Here is a 15,704-nt window from a genome sequence, read left to right on the forward strand (position 1 = left end):
ATGCCGGTTCCATGAACACCGCGCGCCGGCCGCCATCGCCCTTGTGCGGCCCGCTTCCGTGTCCATAACCCCCGCATGGCCGAACCTGCCCCGCCCCCCATCCCTGCCGCCGCCTCTCCGGACGGCCTCTCCCCGCTGGCGGCACTGGCCCGTCAGCACGATCCGGACCGGTTTCTCTGCGCGCTCTTCGCGCCCGCCGCGCGGCGGGAGGAGCTGTTCCTGCTGACCGCCTTCAACCATGAGCTGGCCCGCGCCCGGCTCGCGACCAGCAACCCCATGACGGCGCTGATCCGCCTGCAGTGGTGGCGCGACGCGGTGGCCGAGGCGGTCGAGGGGCGGCCCGCGCGCCGCCACGAGGTGGCCGCGCCGCTGGCCGGGGCGATCCGCGCCGGCCGGCTCGACGCCGCCGATCTCAACAGCATGATCGATGCGCGGGAGGCGGAGACGGAGGAGGAGATGCCGAGCCGGGGCGCGCTGTTCGCCTATCTGCGCGGCACCGCCGGCGGCTTCGCGGTGGCGGCCGGGCGGGCGCTCGGTGCCCCGGCCGAAAGCCTGCCCGGCCTGCAGGCGGTCGGCGCCGCCTATGGCCTGGCGGGGGTGCTGCGCGGCATCCCGGCGCAGGCCCGGCACGGCCGCAGCCTGCTGCCCGCCGATCTCCTGGCCGAGCATGGCCTGACCCCCGCCGACGTGGCGCGCGATCCGCGCCAGGCGGGGGTCGCCGCGGCGGGGCGGGTGCTGGCCGGGGAGGGCCTCGGCCTGCTGCGGGAAGGGCGGTCCCGCCTCTCTGCCCTGCCGCGCGCGGCGGTGGCGGCCGCCCTGCCGGGGCGGCTCGCGGCGCGCGACCTGCGGCGGATGCTGGCGCCGGGCTGGGACCCGGCGCAACCGCCGCCGCCGCGCGGGCTGGGCGACCGCCTGGCGGTGATCTGGGGCGGCCTGCGGCGGGGCTAGGGCGAGGCCCCCTCCGCCCGCCCTTTCAGCCGGGGGGCGGCAGGCGGAAGCAGCAGGCCGGCTCCTCGGCATGGTCGCGCGGGACGCGGAGGGTGCGGGCGGCGGCCTCGAGCTCGACGATGGTCTGCATCATCGCCGGCAGCTCCGCCTCCGGCAGCCGCAGGCCGAGCGCCGCGAGGCGCTGACGGAAAGCCTCGATGTCCCGTGTCATGCCACGACCTCCATGCCGCCCATGGCCAGGGCCGGGCGCCGGCCTCGCGTGCCCAGGGCGCGCTCCAGCGCGTCGCCCACCTTCAGCACGAGGTGATCCTCGAAGGGCCGGCCGCCGATCTGGAAGCCGATCGGCAGGCCTTCCGCCGAGAAGCCGTTGCAGACGGAGACGGCGGGGAAGCCGGTGAGATTGAAGGGCCGCGCATAGAACGGCGCGGTGCCGTGCAGCATGCTCTCCTCGCCGAGCGGGCCGGCGGTCTGGCGGGAGGAGGGCATGACCAGAACGTCCACATCCCGCATCGCCGCCGTCATCTCGGCCAGCAGCCGGCCGCGCTGGCGCTGGGCGTTGATGTAATCCGCCGCCGAGAGGAAGGCGCCGGCCATCAGCCGCCGGCGGCCGTACTCGCCGTAGAGCTCCGGCGTGGCGCGCAGCCATTCGGCATGCAGGGCGAAGGATTCGGCGCGCGAGATCACCATCCCCGCCACGGCATAGTCGCCGAACGGCGAGAGGGTGACGTCGCGCACCGAGGCGCCCAGCGCCCGCAGGGCGGCGAGCGAGGCTTCCGTCGCCGCGTGGACCTCCGGCTCGCAGGGCAGGTCGGTCTCGTAGAAGTGCCGCACCACGCCGACGCGCAGCCCGGCCAGGCCCCGGTCCCGCCCCTCGGCGATGGCGCCGCGGAAATCCGGCGCCGGCACCGCGGCGCTGGCCGGGTCGCGCGGGTCGTGGCCGCAGAGCGCCTCCATCATCAGCGCGCAGTCCTCGGCGGTCCAGGCCATCGGCCCGGCATGGTCGAGGGAGACGGCGAGCGGCAGCACCCCGGCGCGGCTGACCAACCCGTAGGTCGGCTTGTGCCCGGCGATGCCGCACCAGGCGGCCGGCATGCGGATCGAGCCGCCGGTGTCGGTGCCCATCGTGCCCGGCATCAGCCCGGCGGCGACGGCGACGGCCGAGCCGGTGGAGGAGCCGGTGGGGTCGCGCGAAGGGTCCCAGGGATTGCGCGCCGGCGGCCAGGGGAGGTCGAAGGAGGAGCCGCCGATGGCGAACTCCCAGGTGGCCAGCTTGGCCAGGATGGTGGCGCCGGCCGCGCGCAGCCTGGCCACCGCGGTCGCGTCCCGCGCCGGCACGTGCTCGCGGAACAGCGCGGAATGGCCGGTGGTGGGTATGCCGGCGGTCTCGTAGAGATCCTTCAGCCCGATCGGGATGCCGTGCAGCGCCCCGCGCCGGCGGCCGGCGGCGATCTCCGCCTCGGCGGCGCGGGCCTCGACCAGCGCCTGCTCCTCCAGCAGCAGGAGGGTGCTGTTGAGCTGCCCGTCCAGCGCCCTGACGCGGGCGATGCAGTGCCGGGCCAGCTCGACCGGGGAGAGCCGCCCGGCCTCGATCAGCCCCGACAGCCCGGCCAGGGTCTCGAAATGCAGCGCGGTCACTTCACGTCGACCCGGGCCAGGTCCTGGAACCAGGATTGCGCGGAGACGAAGCCGGTCACCTTGCCCGACATGGCGCGGGGGTTGAGGTCGTGCACGATGAAGAGCCAGGGCGCGTCGTCGACGATGCGCTCATGCGCCTGTGTCAGCGCCGCCGCGGCCCGCGCCGGATCGGTGGCGGTCTCGACCTCGGCGAAGGCCTTCTCGAAGCCCGGATCGTTCCAGCGCCCGGCATTGGAGCCGTTCGGCGCGGCATTGGCGGCCAGGAACCAGCGCGCCATGGCCGAGGGATCGGAGGAGACGAGCGAGATGTTCAGGGCGTCGGCCCCGAGCCAGGCGGGGCTCTCCGGCGGGTTGCGCAATCCGGCCAGGAGCGTGTTCCACTCGACGGTGCGGAACTCGACCTGCACGCCGCAATGCTCGCGGAGCGACTCCTGCACCAGCTCGTTCATCGGCAGCGGCAGCATCTGGCCCGAGCCGGAGGTGGAGATGCCGACGGTGAGCTTCAGCGGCTTCTGCGCCGTGTATCCGGCATCGGCCAGCAACGCCCTGCCGCGCTCCGGGTCCAGGCGATAGGCGTTGCCCGGCTTGCCGAAGAGCGGGTTGGAGGCGTTGTAGAAGCCCACCGCCGGCTCCGCCGTGCCGTTCAGCAGGGCCACCAGCGCCTCGCGGTCCACGCAGTAGTTCAGCGCCTGCCGCACGCGGACATCGGCGACCGGCGTGCCCTGCTTGCCGGCGGCGAAGACCCAGGGCCAGACATGCGGATAGGAGTTGGTGACGACCTTGAAGCCGGCCTGCTTCAGCGAGGGGATGCCATCCGAGGGCGGCACCTCGATCCAGTCCACCTGCCCGCTGCGCAGGGCGGCGAGGCGGGTGTTCGCCTCCGGAATGGGCAACAGCAGGATGCGGTCAAGCTTCGGCGCGTTCGCCTTGTCCCAGTAGTCCGGATTGCGCTCCAGCTCGACGCTCTGGCGCGGCGTGAAGCGGGCGATGCGGAAGGGGCCGGTACCGGCGGCGCCGCTCTGCGCCACCTTCGCCCAGTCGCGCCCGGCATCCTCCCAGGACTTCGGCGAGGCGAAGAGGAAGAGCGTGGAGAGATAGGGAAAATAGGAGAGGGGGCGGACCGTCTCGAACTCCACGGTGCGGTCGTCGATCTTGCGGTAGCCCGCCATGCCGGAGACGCGGCCGCGCACGATGGCGGCGCCGGCCGCCTCCATCTGCGGCGCGCCGTCCCGGAAAAAGCGGTCCATGTTCCAGATGACGGCATCGGCATCGAAGGGCGTGCCGTCATGGAAGCGGACACCCTGGCGCAGGGTGAAGCGCCATTTGCGGCCATCCGCCGGGTCCTGCCGCCAGCTCTCGGCCAGGCCCGGGCGCAGCGTGGCCGGCCGGTCGGCGCTGGCGAGATCCCACAGCACCAGCGCCTCGAAGATCGGGTAGCCGAGGAAGCGCAGCCCCTCGAAGCCGTTGTTCGGCATGCCGGTGGTGGTCGGTACGTCGGAGGCGGTCATGGCGATGCGCAGCACCTTCTGGGGTGCCTGCGCCAGGGCGCCGCCGGTTCCGGTCACAACCGATGCCGCCAGGATGACGGCCGCGAGGCGATGCTTCATCACGGAGCTTGAATCCCCTGCCTTGGATGCAACGGAGCTTAAGCAACGGCCGTGCCAGCGCTGGTCCTCAGCCTTCCACCCAGGCCGGGGCGGCGCCATGCACCACGGTGCGGATGGCGAAGGCCGACTGGATACGCGCGACGCCCGGCATGCGGGAGAGCTGCTCCTTGTGGATGCGCTCGTAATCCGCGGCGTCGCGCGCCTCGACACGGAGCTGATAGTCGGCGGCGCCGGTCATCAGGTAGCACTCGCAGACCTCCGGGCAGCGCCGCACCGCCGCCTCGAAGCGGTTGAAGGCCTCCTCGGTCTGCTTCTCCAGGGTGATCTGCACGATGACGACGCTGCGTGCCTGCGGCGCGGGCTCCTCGATGATGGCGGTATAGCCGCGGATGACGCCCGAGGCCTCCAGCATCCGCAACCGCCGCAGGCAGGCCGAGGGCGAAAGGCCGATGGCGGCGGCCAGGGCGGCGTTGCTCATCCGGCCGTCGGCGCGCAGCAGGCGCAGCAGCTTCCGGTCCAGGGCGTCGAGGGCGGAATTCGGCATGATCTTCGAAAGATTCGCAGAAAATTCGAGGGGGACCCGCTGCCTTCGCATCTTCACGCAACCTTAGCAAGCACCTGCCCCGGCTTCCGGCCCTAGCATCGCGCATGGTCGTCACCGCGCCTGCGGCGGTGGCGCGGCGGAGCATGGTCGCGATGAAGGTCCTCGTTCTCGGTGCCGGCGTGGTCGGCGTGACCTCGGCCTATTACCTGGCCAGGGCAGGGCATGAGGTGACGGTGGTGGACCGCCAGCCGGGGGCCGGGCTGGAGACCAGCTTCGCCAATGCCGGCCAGGTCTCCTTCGGTTATTCCTCGCCCTGGGCCGGGCCCGGCATCCCGCTCAAGGCGCTGAAGTGGATGACCATGAAGCACAGCCCGCTGGTGGTCCGGCCGCGCCTCGACCCGGCGCAGTGGTCCTGGATGTGGCAGATGCTGCGCAACTGCACGGAGGCGGCCTACCGCACCAACAAGTCCCGCATGGTGCGCGTCGCCGACTACAGCCGCGATGTCCTGGCCGACCTCCGCGCCGAGACCGGCATCGCCTATGACGGGCGGGAGCGGGGCACGCTGCAGCTCTTCCGGACGCAATCTCAGCTCGACCATATCGGCGGCGACCTGCGGGTGCTGGAGCAGTACGGCGTGCCCTATGAGGTGCTGGACGCCGCCGGCTGCGTCGGCGCCGAGCCGGCGCTCGGGCGGGTGCGGGAGAAGTTCGTGGGCGGGCTTCGGCTGCCGCAGGACGAGACCGGCGACGCGCATCTCTTCACCCAGCGCCTGGCGGCGATCTGCGAGGGGCAGGGGGTTGTCTTCCGCTATGGCACGCCGATCGAGCGCCTGGTGACGGAGGGCGGTGACATCACCGGGGTCGTCACCGGTGCCGGCACGCTGACCGCCGACCGCTACCTGCTGGCGCTCGGCAGCTACTCGCCGAAGCTGCTGGCGCCGCTCGGCCTGCGCATCCCGGTCTATCCGGTGAAGGGCTATTCCATCACCCTGCCGGTGGTGGACGATGCTGCGGCGCCGGTCTCGACCGTGATGGACGAGACCTTCAAGATCGCCATCACCCGGCTCGGCGACCGCATCCGCGTCGGCGGCACGGCGGAGATCGCCGGCTACGACACCAGCCTGCACGAGGAGCGGCGGCAGACCCTGCTGCATTCCGTAACCGACCTCTATCCCCAGGGCGGCGACCCGGCACGCGCCATCTTCTGGTGCGGGCTGCGGCCGATGACGCCGGACGGCACGCCGATCATCGGCCCGACCCGCTTCCCGAGCCTGTTCCTCAACACCGGCCATGGCACGCTGGGCTGGACCATGTCCTGCGGCAGCGGCCGGCTGGCGGCGGATCTGGTCAGCGGCCAGCGGCCGAACATCGAGCATGCCGACCTGTCCATGGCGCGCTACGCCGCCTGAAGTGTCTCGCCTCGTTCTCCGGACGGACAGGGCCCCGCCTCAGGCGGGGCTTTTTTTGCGCCCGGAACGCTTGTGGTGGCGAATAGTTTGCCAAGCCATCTTGCCCGAATATGAAACTCCTGCAATGGTGAGAATGATTATCAATCTTGAATGAGATCAGCCGTGCGCAGACGTTCTTCTCTGGCGGGCTCCGCCTCGCCCTTCGCCCTCCTCGCCGGTGCCGCGCTCCTGGGCCATGCGATCAGCCCCGCCCGCGCCCAGGACAGCGGCGCCATGGCCCTGCCGGAGGTCAATGTCGTGGCCACCGCCGAGCAGGAGCTGAAGCAGGCGCCGGGTGTCTCGGTCATCACCGAGCGCGACATCCGCCTCAGCCCGCCGGTGAACGACATCTCCGAGATCGTCCGCAGGATGCCGGGCGTGAACCTCACCGGGAATTCCTCCTCCGGCCAGTACGGCAACAACCGCCAGATCGACCTGCGCGGCATGGGGCCGGAGAACACGCTGATCCTGATCGACGGCAAGCCGGTCCGCAGCCGCAACTCGACGCGCATGGGACGCAGCGGCGAGCGCAACACGCGCGGCGATTCGAACTGGGTGCCGGCCGAGGCGATCGAGCGGATCGAGGTCATCCGCGGTCCCGCCGCGGCGCGCTACGGCTCCGGCGCGGCGGGTGGCGTGGTGAACATCATCACCAAGGCCCCGACCGACAAGCTCAGCGGCTCCGTCACCCTCTACACGGAGCAGCCGGAGGACCGTGACGAGGGCGATACCAAGCGCGTCGGCTTCAACCTGGCCGGCCCGCTGATGGAAAACTTCTCCTTCCGCCTCTTCGGCAACTTCAACCGCACCGATGCGGATTCCCTCGATCTGAACCGCGAGGCGGCGATCGGCGCTGGCGCCGCGGCCGATGCGGTGCCGCCGGCGGGCCGGGAAGGTGTCGAGAACCGCGACATCGACGGGCTGCTGCGCTGGGACATCACGCCGCAGCAGGTGCTGGAGCTCCAGCTCGGCTACAGCCGCCAGGGCAACATCTATGCCGGCGACCGCGCCGTCAGCGCCTCCGGCTCGGACCTCCTGGAGCGGCTGGCGAATGAGGGCGCCGAGACCAACGTCCTGGAGCGCTACACCAGCTCGCTGACGCATCGCGGCACTTTCGAGAATTTCGACACCCGCCTGATGCTTCTCTACGAGGGCACGCAGAACAAGCGGCTGAACGAGGGCCTGGCGGGATCCAGCGAGGGCAGCATCAGCACGCCCACCGGCCGCTCGACCTCGGTGCTGAACAACTACACGATCAATGGCGAGGTCAATATCCCGCTCGAGCTGCTGTTCCCGCAGCGGCTGACCGTCGGCGCCGAGTACTTCAAGGAGAACCTGAAGGACCCCTGGGCGGTGACGCAGAGCACCGGCACGGGCGGCATCGTGCCGGGCGCCGACACCGGGCCGCGCCGCTCGAGCGCCGAGGCCGACACCTACGCCGTCTTCCTCGAGGACAACATCTACGCCACCAACCGGCTGATCGTGACGCCCGGCGTGCGCTTCGACCACCACAGCGAGTTCGGCTCGAACTGGAGCCCCTCGCTCAACGCCTCCTACGAGCTGTTCACCGGATTCTCCGTGAAGGGCGGCATCGCCCGCGCCTTCAAGGCGCCGAACCTCTATCAGTCCAACCCGAACTATCTCTACTACACCATGGGCAATGGCTGCCCGGTGAACTTCCCCTCGCTCGGCGCCGGCTGCTACGTCGCCGGCAATCCCGACCTGAAGCCCGAGACAAGCCTGAACAAGGAAATCGGCGTCGTCTATGACCAGCATGGCTGGAACGCCAGCCTGACCTATTTCCACAATGACTACGAGGACAAGATCGTCGCCGGCGTGATCCCGCGCGGCGCGACCAACACCAACGGCCGCATCTTCCGCTGGGAGAACACCCCCGAGGCCGTGGTGCAGGGGCTGGAAGGCAACCTACTGGTGCCGCTGGCCGAGAGCCTGTCCTGGAACACCAACTTCACCTACATGATCGAGAGCAAGGACAAGACCACCGGCGAGCCGCTGTCGATCATCCCGGAATACACCATCAACTCCAGCCTCACCTGGCAGGCGACCCAGGACCTCACCATGCTGCTGCAGTTCACGCATTACGGCCGGCAGGAGGCACGGCTGACGACGCTGACCGGCGCCGCCGCCACCGGCGCGCAGCGCTGGAGCCGCGATCCCTATTCGGTGGTCGATGTCAGCGCCAGCTACATGCTGAACGAGAACACGCGGCTGACCGCCGGCGTCAGCAACATCCTCGACGAGCAGCTGTTCCGCGAGGCCAATTCCAACGGCGCCGGCGCCAACACCTACAACGAGCCGGGCCGGGCCTATTTCGTCAGCCTGACCGCCTTCTTCTGAGGGCGGCCGCCGGCGGGCGGGGGACAGGCCCCGCCCGCCGCTCTCCTGGAGCGGAAGCCTTGAGCCAGGCCTATCCGAACGACATTCCCTATCCGCCGGTCTTTCACCGGGAAATGACACCGGTCTGGATCGATGCCGTGCTGCGCGGCCTCGGCCAGGAAGGGCCCGACCTGGCCGGGGCCTTCCGGTGGTGCGAGCTCGGCTGCGGTCCCGGCCTCAACGCCGTCGTCACCGCCGCGGCGCATCCTGCCGCCCATGTCACCGCGATCGACCTGAACGCGGCGCATCTGGCGCGGGCGCGGGCCTGGGCGGAGGCCGCCGGCCTGCCCAATCTGGAGACGGTGCAGGCCGGCTTCACCGAAGTGGCCGAGGCGCCGCCGGACCGCTTCGGACCCTTCGACGTCATCGTCACGCATGGCGTGCTGTCCTGGATCGCGCCCGCCGAGCGGGAGGCCTTGCTGCGCTTCATCGGCCGCTTCCTGCGGCCGGGCGGCGTGGTCTACGCGCATTACATGACCCATCCGGGGATGTCCGCCGCGGCCGCCGGCCAGCGTCTGGCCCGCCGCGTCGCGGCGCGGGCGGAGGGCGGCCCGGTCGAGCGCGCCCAGGCCGCCCTGGCCTTCCAGGCGCGGCTGGCCGCGGGCGGGGCGGGGTTCTTCGTCGCCCACCCGCAGGAGCGCCACCGGCTGGAGGCGTCGCGGCGCCAGGACCCGGCGGCGCTGGCGCATGAGCTGCTGCCGGCGCACTGGGAACCCTTCCACGTCGCGGAGATCATCGAGGCGCTGGGCCGGCAGGGCTGCCGCTACCTGGGCAGCGCCACGCCGCTCGACAATATCGACGCGGTCAGCCTGCCGGCGGGGACCCTTCCGCTGCTGGCCGGGCTGGACGATCCCGCCCTGGCGGAGACGGTGCGCGACATGGCGCGCAACCAGTCCCTCCGTCGCGATCTCTACCGCTCCGGCGGCGCACCCTTGCCGGCCGGGCGGCACTGGCAGGCCCTGGCGGAGCTGCCGCTCGCCCTCCTGCCCGCCGCGCCGCGCCGCGGCCCGCTGCGCTTCGACACGCCGATCGGGCCGGTGCAGGGCGAGGCGGCGCTGTTCGACCCCCTGCTGGCGGCGCTGCGCCGGGGGCCCTGCCGCGTCGGCGATCTGGCGCGCCATGGCGCGCATCCGGCGCAGCTCAACCAGGCGGTGCAGATGCTGATCTGGAGCGGCTGCGCGCATCCGGTGCGCAGCCCGCTGCCGGACCCGCAGGCCGCCTGGCGGCTGAACCGCGCGCTCTGCGGCTCCGGAGTGGGCTGGCTGGCCGCGCCGGCGCTGGGCAGCGCGCTGCCCGTGGCGCCGGAGCTGATGCCGGCGGTGGCGGCGCTGCTGGAGGCGGCGGGGCCGGAGGCCACCGCCCCGGAGCTTGCCACGCCGGAGCGGCTGCGCGAGAACCTGCGCGCCTGGCGCGCTTTCGGCGCCTTGCCACCCGAGGGCTGAGGCGCGTCAGGCGCCGACGATCACCGCGCCGCCGAAGGTTCTCTCGACGAAGTCCTTCACCGCGGGGTCGGCATAGGCGCGGGCCAGCCGCTGCGCCCAGGGCCTGTTCTCATCGCCGCGGCGGACGACCACCAGCACGGTATAGGCGCTGTCGGTGCCCTCGACCGCGAGGCCTTCCTTGAGGGGGTTCAGCCCGGCCGGCACGGCGTAGTTGCCGGTGATGGCGGCGGCATCCACGTCGTCCAGCCCGCGCGCGATCGAGGCGGCCTCCAGCTCGAGGATGCGGATGCGCTTCGGATTCGCGGTGATATCGGCCACCGTGGCGCGGTAGTCGGCGCCTTCCCGCAGCGTGAACAGGCCCGCCTTGGCCAGGAGCAGGAGGGCGCGGCCGCCATTGGTCGGGTCGTTCGGGATGGCGATGCGGGCGCCGTCGGGGATATCGCCGATCGTCTTGTGCTTGCGGCTGAACACCCCCATCACCGTCAGCACGGTCTTGCCGACCGGCACGAAGTCGTAGCCGCGCTGCTGCTTCTGCGCCTCCAGGAAGGGCAGGTGCTGATAGGTGTTGATGTCGATCTCGCCGGCCGCCAGCGCCGCGTTGGGCTGGATGAAGTCGGAGAACTCGGTGATGCGGAGGACGAAGCCCTGCTTCGCCAGCACGTCGCGCACCGCCTCCAGCACCTGCGCGTGCACGCCGGCGGTGACGCCGACCCGCAGCGGCCGTGCCGCGGTGCCGATCTCCGCGCCCTGCGCCCGGGCCAGGGAGGCGCCGGCGGGCAGGCGGAACAGGGCGGGCAGCAGCAGCGTGCCGCCCGCCAGGATCAGGGAACGCCGGTTCAGCATGATCATCCTCTCCCCCGGAAGGCGGGCCATCAGAAGGCCGGCACCACGGAGCCCTGGAAGGTCTCCTCGACGAACTTCTTGATCTCATCGTTCTGGTAGGCGGCGACCAGGCGCTTCACCCAGGGAGCGTCCTTGTTGTCGCGGTGCACGGCGATGAGGTTGGCGTAAGGGCTGTCGGCGCTCTCGATGGCGACGGCGTCGCGCACCGGGTTGAGCCCGGCCGGGATGGCGAAGTTGGTGTTGATCGCCGCCGCCTCGACCTCATCCAGCGCGCGGGGGATCTGCGCCGCCTCCAGCTCGATGATGCGCAGGCGCTTCGGGTTCTCCACCACATCGGCCACGGTGGCGCGGAAATCGGCGCCCTCGGTCAGCCTGAAGGCGCCGTTCGCCGCCAGCAGCGCCAGCGCCCGCCCGCCATTGGTGGGATCGTTCGGGATGGCGACGCGGCCGCCGTTCGGGATGTCGGCGATCTTCCTGTGCTTGCGGGAATAGACGCCCATCGGGAAGACCAGCGTCTTGCCGGCGGCGACCAGGGGCAGGTTGCGGTCGCGCACCGTGGCCTCGAGGAAGGGCTGGTGCTGGTAGCTGTTGGCGTCCAGGTCCTTCGCCGCCAGGGCCGCGTTCGGCGTGATGTAGTCGGTGAAGGGCACGATGCGCAGGATCAGGCCGTCGCGCGCGGCGATCTCCTGCACCTTCTCCAGCACCTGGCTGTGCGGCCCGGCGGTGCCGCCGATGCGCAGCGGCCGCGCGGCGGTGCCGATCTCGGGCCCGCCCTGGGCCCGGGCGGCAGGGGGGGCAGCGGTGGTGGCGAGAGCGGGCAGGGCGAGGCCGCTGCCGAGGAGGGTGCGGCGGGAGAGGGACATGGCGGTTCTCCTGGAGCTTCTTCTGGGGGGGCGTCTTCTGGGGGGCGTCTTCTGGACGGCGGTTTCAGCGGCGGCGCACGCGGCGGACGAGCCAGTCGCCCAGCGATTGCAGCCCCTGCACGAAGAGGATCAGCACGGCGACGACGCTGGCCATCACCTCCGGCATGAAGCGCTGGTAGCCGAAGCGGATGCCGAGGTCGCCGAGCCCGCCGCCGCCGACCGCGCCGGCCATGGCGGAGTAGCCCACCAGGCTGACCAGCGTGACGGTGACGGCGGCGATCAGTCCCGGCATGGCCTCGGGCACCAGCACCTTCCAGAGGATCTGTGGCCGCGTCGCGCCCATCGCCCGCGCCGCCTCGACCACGCCCCGGTCCACCTCGCGGAAGGCGGTCTCGAAGAGGCGGGCGATGAAGGCGGTGGCGGCGAGCGAGAGCGGCACGATGGCCGCGCCGGTGCCGATCGAGGTGCCGGCGACCAGCCGGGTGAAGGGCACGATGGCGACCATCAGGATGATGAAGGGCGTCGAGCGCACGGCATTGATCAGCAGGCCGAGCGGCCGGTTGACCAGGCCGTTCTGCGCCAGCCCGCCGCGATCCGTCGCATGCAGCAGCAGGGCGAGCGGCAGGCCGAGGAGGATGGCGATGGCGGCGGCGCCGGCCACCATGGTCAGCGTCTCGAGCGCCGCCTCGACGAAGAGCTGCTCCAGCATCGGGCTGAGCCAGGGGATCATGTCACGCGGCCTCCGCCTGCGGTTCCACGGGGGTGACGACCAGGCCCAGCTCGCCGAACCAGGCGACGGTGGCCTCGATCTGCGCCGCCGGGCCGTAGGCGGCCAGCGCCATCAGCCCGAAGGGCTCGCCGGCGATCTCGTCGATCCGCCCCGAGATGATGTTGAGATCGACGCCGAAGCGCCGCGAGGCCTCGCTGATCGCCGAGCGGGTGCTGTTCGGTCCGGCGAAGAGCACCTGCAGCAGGCGCCGCTCCTCGCCCTCGCGCGGGCCGGGCAGGCGCGCCACCGTGCCGGGCGGGATGGAATGGCCGATGGTGTCGGCGATGAAGCGCCGCGTCGTCGGATGGCGCGGCTGGGTGAAGACATCGAAGACCCGGCCCTCCTCGATCACCTGGCCGCGCTCCATCACCGCGACGCGGTCGCAGATCTCCTTCACCACCGCCATCTCGTGCGTGATCAGCAGCACGGTGAGGTCGAGCTGGTCGCGCAGCCGCCGGATCAGCGCCAGGATCTCCTGGGTCGTCTCGGGATCGAGCGCACTGGTCGCCTCGTCGCAGAGCAGGATGCGCGGGCGCGGCGCCAGCGCCCGGGCGATGCCGACGCGCTGCTTCTGCCCGCCCGAGAGCTGCGCCGGATAGGCCTCGGCCTTCTCGGCCAGCCCGACCAGCGCCAGCGCCTCGGCCACGCGCGGCGCGCGCTCGGCGGCGGGCACGCCGGCGATCTCCAGCGGGAAGGCGACGTTCTGCGCCACCGTGCGGGAGGAGAGCAGGTTGAAGTGCTGGAACACCATGCCGATGCCGCGCCGCCGCTCGCGCAGCGCCCGGCCGTCGAGCGCCAGCAGGTCCTGGCCGAGCACCGTGACGGCGCCGGAATCCGGCCGTTCCAGCAGGTTGACGCAGCGGATCAGCGTGGATTTCCCGGCCCCCGAGCGGCCGACGATGCCGAAGATCTCGCCCGCCGCCACGTCCAGCGACACCCCGTCGAGCGCCCGCGTCGTCACGCCGCCGCGGCCGGGGAAATGGCGTTTCAGGCCGCGCAGTCGGATGGCGGGGTCGGGAGGCGCGGAGGATACGGGCATGGGCGATCCGGTCGGTCTGGCAACGGCGGGACAAGGCCCGGACGGGCAGGGGAGGGGCGGAGGCCCCGGTGGTCAATCGCGGTGGTCAGTCGCGATGCATTCGGCAGGTCATGGCCACTTCGTGATCCCCCAGATGGTCGGATGATCCACGAAGCTGGCGACGCGCGTCCCCGGCTTCCTGGCGCTTTAGCACTTGGTGTCGCGGCGCAAGCTGCATCCGTCAAATCCCCGCGGGAAGGCTATTCCCCTTCCAGGAGCGGAGAATGGGGAAACCACAGCCGGCATGCAAGCGCCGAAGCGCCACCGGAACCCATGCAACCTCCGCATGGCTCGCACCCAATGGGGAGCTTTTCGTGCAAAATCCGGGGAAAAGCGGTAAGGCGGCGCCAGCCCGGTGCCCCGATGGCCCCCGGCTCCCCTGCAGCGCCCCGTCACCGGGTGCGCCGGCGGACACCGACACCCGAAGACTACGGCGGATTTTTCACAGACATGCCCTTCCCCGCGATGCCCGAAGCGCTGCTGCGCGCCCTGACCGAGCGCGGCTACACCGAGCCAACCTCCGTCCAGGACGCGGTGCTGCAGGCCGAGACCCATGGGCGAGACCTGCTGGTCTCGGCGCAGACCGGCTCGGGCAAGACCGTGGCCTTCGGTCTGGCGGTGGCGGCCGAGGTGATGGGGACGGCCGAGCGCCTGCCGCCGGCCGGCGCGCCGCTGGCGCTGGTGGTGGCACCGACCCGCGAACTGGCATTGCAGGTCCGCACCGAGCTGTCCTGGCTCTACGCCGCCGCCGGCGGCCGGGTGGTGAGCTGCGTCGGCGGCATGGACCCGCTGGCCGAGCGCCGGGCGCTGTCGCAGGGGGCGCATATCGTCGTCGGCACGCCCGGCCGGCTCTGCGACCACCTGGAGCGCGGCAACCTGCGCCCCGAGGCGCTGCGCGCCGTGGTGCTGGACGAGGCGGACGAGATGCTCGACCTCGGCTTCCGCGAGGAGCTGGAGCGCATCCTGGACGCCGCGCCGGAGGACCGCCGCACGCTGCTGTTCTCGGCCACCGTGCCGCGCGAGATCGCCCGCCTGGCCGAGAGCTTCCAGCGCGACGCGCTGCGCATCGAGGCGAAGGGCGAGGGTGGCCAGCACGGCGACATCGCCTACAGGGCGGCGCTGGTGGCGCCGCAGGATGTCGAGCGCGCCGTGGTCAACCTGCTGCGCGCCTCGGACAGCCCGCGCGCCATCGTCTTCTGCTCGACCCGTGCCGCCGTGGCGCGCCTGCAGGGCAACCTGGCCGAGCGCGGCTTCTCCGCCGTGGCGCTGTCCGGCGAGCTGTCCCAGGCCGAGCGCAGCCGCGCCCTGCACGCGCTGCGCGACGGCAAGGCCCAGGTCTGCGTGGCGACCGACGTGGCGGCGCGTGGCATCGACCTGCCGGATCTCGGCCTCGTCATCCATGCCGAGCTGCCGAAGGAGCCGGAGACCCTGCTGCACCGCTCGGGCCGCACCGGCCGCGCCGGGCGCAAGGGCACCTCGGTGCTGATCGTGCCGCCGAACCGCCGCCGCACGGCCGAGCGCCTGCTGGCCGGCGCGCGCCTGCAGGCCGAATGGGGCCCGCCGCCCGCCGCCGAGGTGATCCAGGCGCGGGATGCCGAGCGCCTCGCCACGCAGGCCACGGCGCTGCTGGCCGAGGAGGCCGAGCCGCGTGACCTCGAGGTGGCGCGGGGCCTGATCGCCGGCGGCGCCTCGGCCGAGGCGGTGGCGACCGCCCTGATCCGGCTGCTGCGCGCGCCGCTGCCGGCCCCGGAGGATCTGGCGCCCTTCGACAGCGCGCCGCGCCGCCCGGCGCGGGAGCGCGGCGCCGCGCCGCTCGGCGAGGGCGTCTGGTTCCGCATCAATGTCGGCCGCGACAATCGCGCCGATCCGCGCTGGATCCTGCCCCTCCTGTGCCGCCGCGGCCAGGTGCAGCGGGATGACATCGGCCGCATCCGCATCCTCGGGCGCGAGACGCAGTTCGAGGTGGCGGGTCATGCCGCCGGCCGCTTCGCCGAGGCCGCGCGGCGTCCGGACGCGGACGAGCCGCATATCCGCGTCGAGCCGATGACGGGGGGGAATCGTTTCGTTCCCCATCGACCGGGCGGCATGGAACGGAGCCGGCGCCCCTATCCCCGGTAATTGGCGAAGCTT

General features: G+C 72.1%; 13 protein-coding genes. 5 read left to right on the plus strand and 8 right to left on the minus strand.

Annotated elements, in window-relative coordinates; genetic code table 11:
• Nucleotides 1-75 precede the first annotated feature (75 nt).
• Nucleotides 76-948 carry a squalene/phytoene synthase family protein gene (locus D9598_RS02065; RefSeq protein ID WP_198364725.1) on the plus strand — a complete coding sequence of 291 codons (873 nt, stop codon included), beginning with the start codon at nt 76-78 and terminating at the stop codon, nt 946-948.
• 25 nt (nt 949-973) lie between these two features.
• Here the strand turns inward: D9598_RS02065 and D9598_RS02070 are convergent, their stop codons facing one another.
• From D9598_RS02070 to D9598_RS02085, 4 genes are all read right to left on the minus strand, one after another.
• On the minus strand, nt 974-1,159 hold the full coding sequence (locus D9598_RS02070; protein ID WP_198364726.1) for a hypothetical protein: 186 nt from the start codon (nt 1,157-1,159) through the stop codon (nt 974-976).
• A complete protein-coding gene (locus tag D9598_RS02075; RefSeq protein ID WP_198364727.1) occupies nt 1,156-2,583 on the minus strand; it encodes an amidase in 1,428 nt (475 codons plus the stop codon). The genes D9598_RS02070 and D9598_RS02075 overlap by 4 nt, the downstream gene beginning before the upstream one ends.
• Nucleotides 2,580-4,190: an ABC transporter substrate-binding protein gene (locus D9598_RS02080; protein ID WP_198364728.1), complete on the minus strand. Its 1,611-nt coding sequence runs from the start codon at nt 4,188-4,190 to the stop codon at nt 2,580-2,582. The genes D9598_RS02075 and D9598_RS02080 overlap by 4 nt, the downstream gene beginning before the upstream one ends.
• A 67-nt stretch (nt 4,191-4,257) precedes the next feature.
• Entirely contained in the window at nt 4,258-4,734 is a 477-nt protein-coding gene (locus tag D9598_RS02085; protein WP_232476803.1) for an Lrp/AsnC family transcriptional regulator, read from the minus strand.
• A 152-nt stretch (nt 4,735-4,886) separates the two neighbouring features.
• On the opposite strand from D9598_RS02085, the gene D9598_RS02090 reads away from it, so the two are divergent.
• The 3 genes from D9598_RS02090 to D9598_RS02100 all read left to right on the plus strand — a co-directional run bounded on the left by D9598_RS02090 (nt 4,887) and on the right by D9598_RS02100 (nt 10,021).
• Nucleotides 4,887-6,143, plus strand: a complete 1,257-nt coding sequence (locus D9598_RS02090; RefSeq protein WP_198365008.1) for a D-amino acid dehydrogenase — start codon at nt 4,887-4,889, stop codon at nt 6,141-6,143.
• 162 nt (nt 6,144-6,305) lie between these two features.
• Nucleotides 6,306-8,540, plus strand: a complete 2,235-nt coding sequence (locus D9598_RS02095) for a TonB-dependent siderophore receptor (RefSeq protein ID WP_370591913.1) — start codon at nt 6,306-6,308, stop codon at nt 8,538-8,540.
• 59 nt (nt 8,541-8,599) lie between these two features.
• Nucleotides 8,600-10,021 carry a class I SAM-dependent methyltransferase gene (locus D9598_RS02100; protein ID WP_198364731.1) on the plus strand — a complete coding sequence of 474 codons (1,422 nt, stop codon included), beginning with the start codon at nt 8,600-8,602 and terminating at the stop codon, nt 10,019-10,021.
• 6 nt (nt 10,022-10,027) lie between these two features.
• Here the strand turns inward: D9598_RS02100 and D9598_RS02105 are convergent, their stop codons facing one another.
• The 4 genes from D9598_RS02105 to D9598_RS02120 all read right to left on the minus strand — a co-directional run bounded on the left by D9598_RS02105 (nt 10,028) and on the right by D9598_RS02120 (nt 13,535).
• A complete protein-coding gene (locus D9598_RS02105) occupies nt 10,028-10,864 on the minus strand; it encodes a MetQ/NlpA family ABC transporter substrate-binding protein (RefSeq protein WP_198364732.1) in 837 nt (278 codons plus the stop codon).
• A gap of 29 nt (nt 10,865-10,893) precedes the next feature.
• Nucleotides 10,894-11,727, minus strand: coding sequence for a MetQ/NlpA family ABC transporter substrate-binding protein (locus D9598_RS02110; protein ID WP_198364733.1), 834 nt, complete (start codon nt 11,725-11,727; stop codon nt 10,894-10,896).
• A 64-nt stretch (nt 11,728-11,791) separates the two neighbouring features.
• The gene (locus D9598_RS02115) at nt 11,792-12,457 is read right to left on the minus strand and encodes a methionine ABC transporter permease (RefSeq protein WP_198364734.1); all 666 of its coding nucleotides are present in this window, start codon (nt 12,455-12,457) and stop codon (nt 11,792-11,794) included.
• Between the two features lies 1 nt (nt 12,458).
• The gene (locus tag D9598_RS02120) at nt 12,459-13,535 is read right to left on the minus strand and encodes a methionine ABC transporter ATP-binding protein (protein ID WP_198364735.1); all 1,077 of its coding nucleotides are present in this window, start codon (nt 13,533-13,535) and stop codon (nt 12,459-12,461) included.
• A gap of 489 nt (nt 13,536-14,024) precedes the next feature.
• On the opposite strand from D9598_RS02120, the gene D9598_RS02125 reads away from it, so the two are divergent.
• The gene (locus D9598_RS02125) at nt 14,025-15,692 is read left to right on the plus strand and encodes a DEAD/DEAH box helicase (protein ID WP_198364736.1); all 1,668 of its coding nucleotides are present in this window, start codon (nt 14,025-14,027) and stop codon (nt 15,690-15,692) included.
• The last annotated feature ends 12 nt before the right edge of the window (nt 15,693-15,704 follow it).

It is taken from the genome of Roseomonas sp. KE0001 (assembly GCF_016107285.1).
Classification (GTDB): Bacteria; Pseudomonadota; Alphaproteobacteria; order Acetobacterales; family Acetobacteraceae; genus Pseudoroseomonas.

Coding starts and splice junctions, on each gene's coding strand:
- D9598_RS02065 (WP_198364725.1), top strand. CDS start 76: ATGGCCGAACCTGCCCCGCCCCCCATCCCTGCCGCCGCCTCTCCGGAC.
- D9598_RS02070 (WP_198364726.1), bottom strand. CDS start 1,159: ATGACACGGGACATCGAGGCTTTCCGTCAGCGCCTCGCGGCGCTCGGC.
- D9598_RS02080 (WP_198364728.1), bottom strand. CDS start 4,190: ATGAAGCATCGCCTCGCGGCCGTCATCCTGGCGGCATCGGTTGTGACC.
- D9598_RS02085 (WP_232476803.1), bottom strand. CDS start 4,734: ATGCCGAATTCCGCCCTCGACGCCCTGGACCGGAAGCTGCTGCGCCTG.
- D9598_RS02090 (WP_198365008.1), top strand. CDS start 4,887: ATGAAGGTCCTCGTTCTCGGTGCCGGCGTGGTCGGCGTGACCTCGGCC.
- D9598_RS02105 (WP_198364732.1), bottom strand. CDS start 10,864: ATGCTGAACCGGCGTTCCCTGATCCTGGCGGGCGGCACGCTGCTGCTG.
- D9598_RS02110 (WP_198364733.1), bottom strand. CDS start 11,727: ATGTCCCTCTCCCGCCGCACCCTCCTCGGCAGCGGCCTCGCCCTGCCC.
- D9598_RS02115 (WP_198364734.1), bottom strand. CDS start 12,457: ATGATCCCCTGGCTCAGCCCGATGCTGGAGCAGCTCTTCGTCGAGGCG.
- D9598_RS02120 (WP_198364735.1), bottom strand. CDS start 13,535: ATGCCCGTATCCTCCGCGCCTCCCGACCCCGCCATCCGACTGCGCGGC.
- D9598_RS02125 (WP_198364736.1), top strand. CDS start 14,025: ATGCCCTTCCCCGCGATGCCCGAAGCGCTGCTGCGCGCCCTGACCGAG.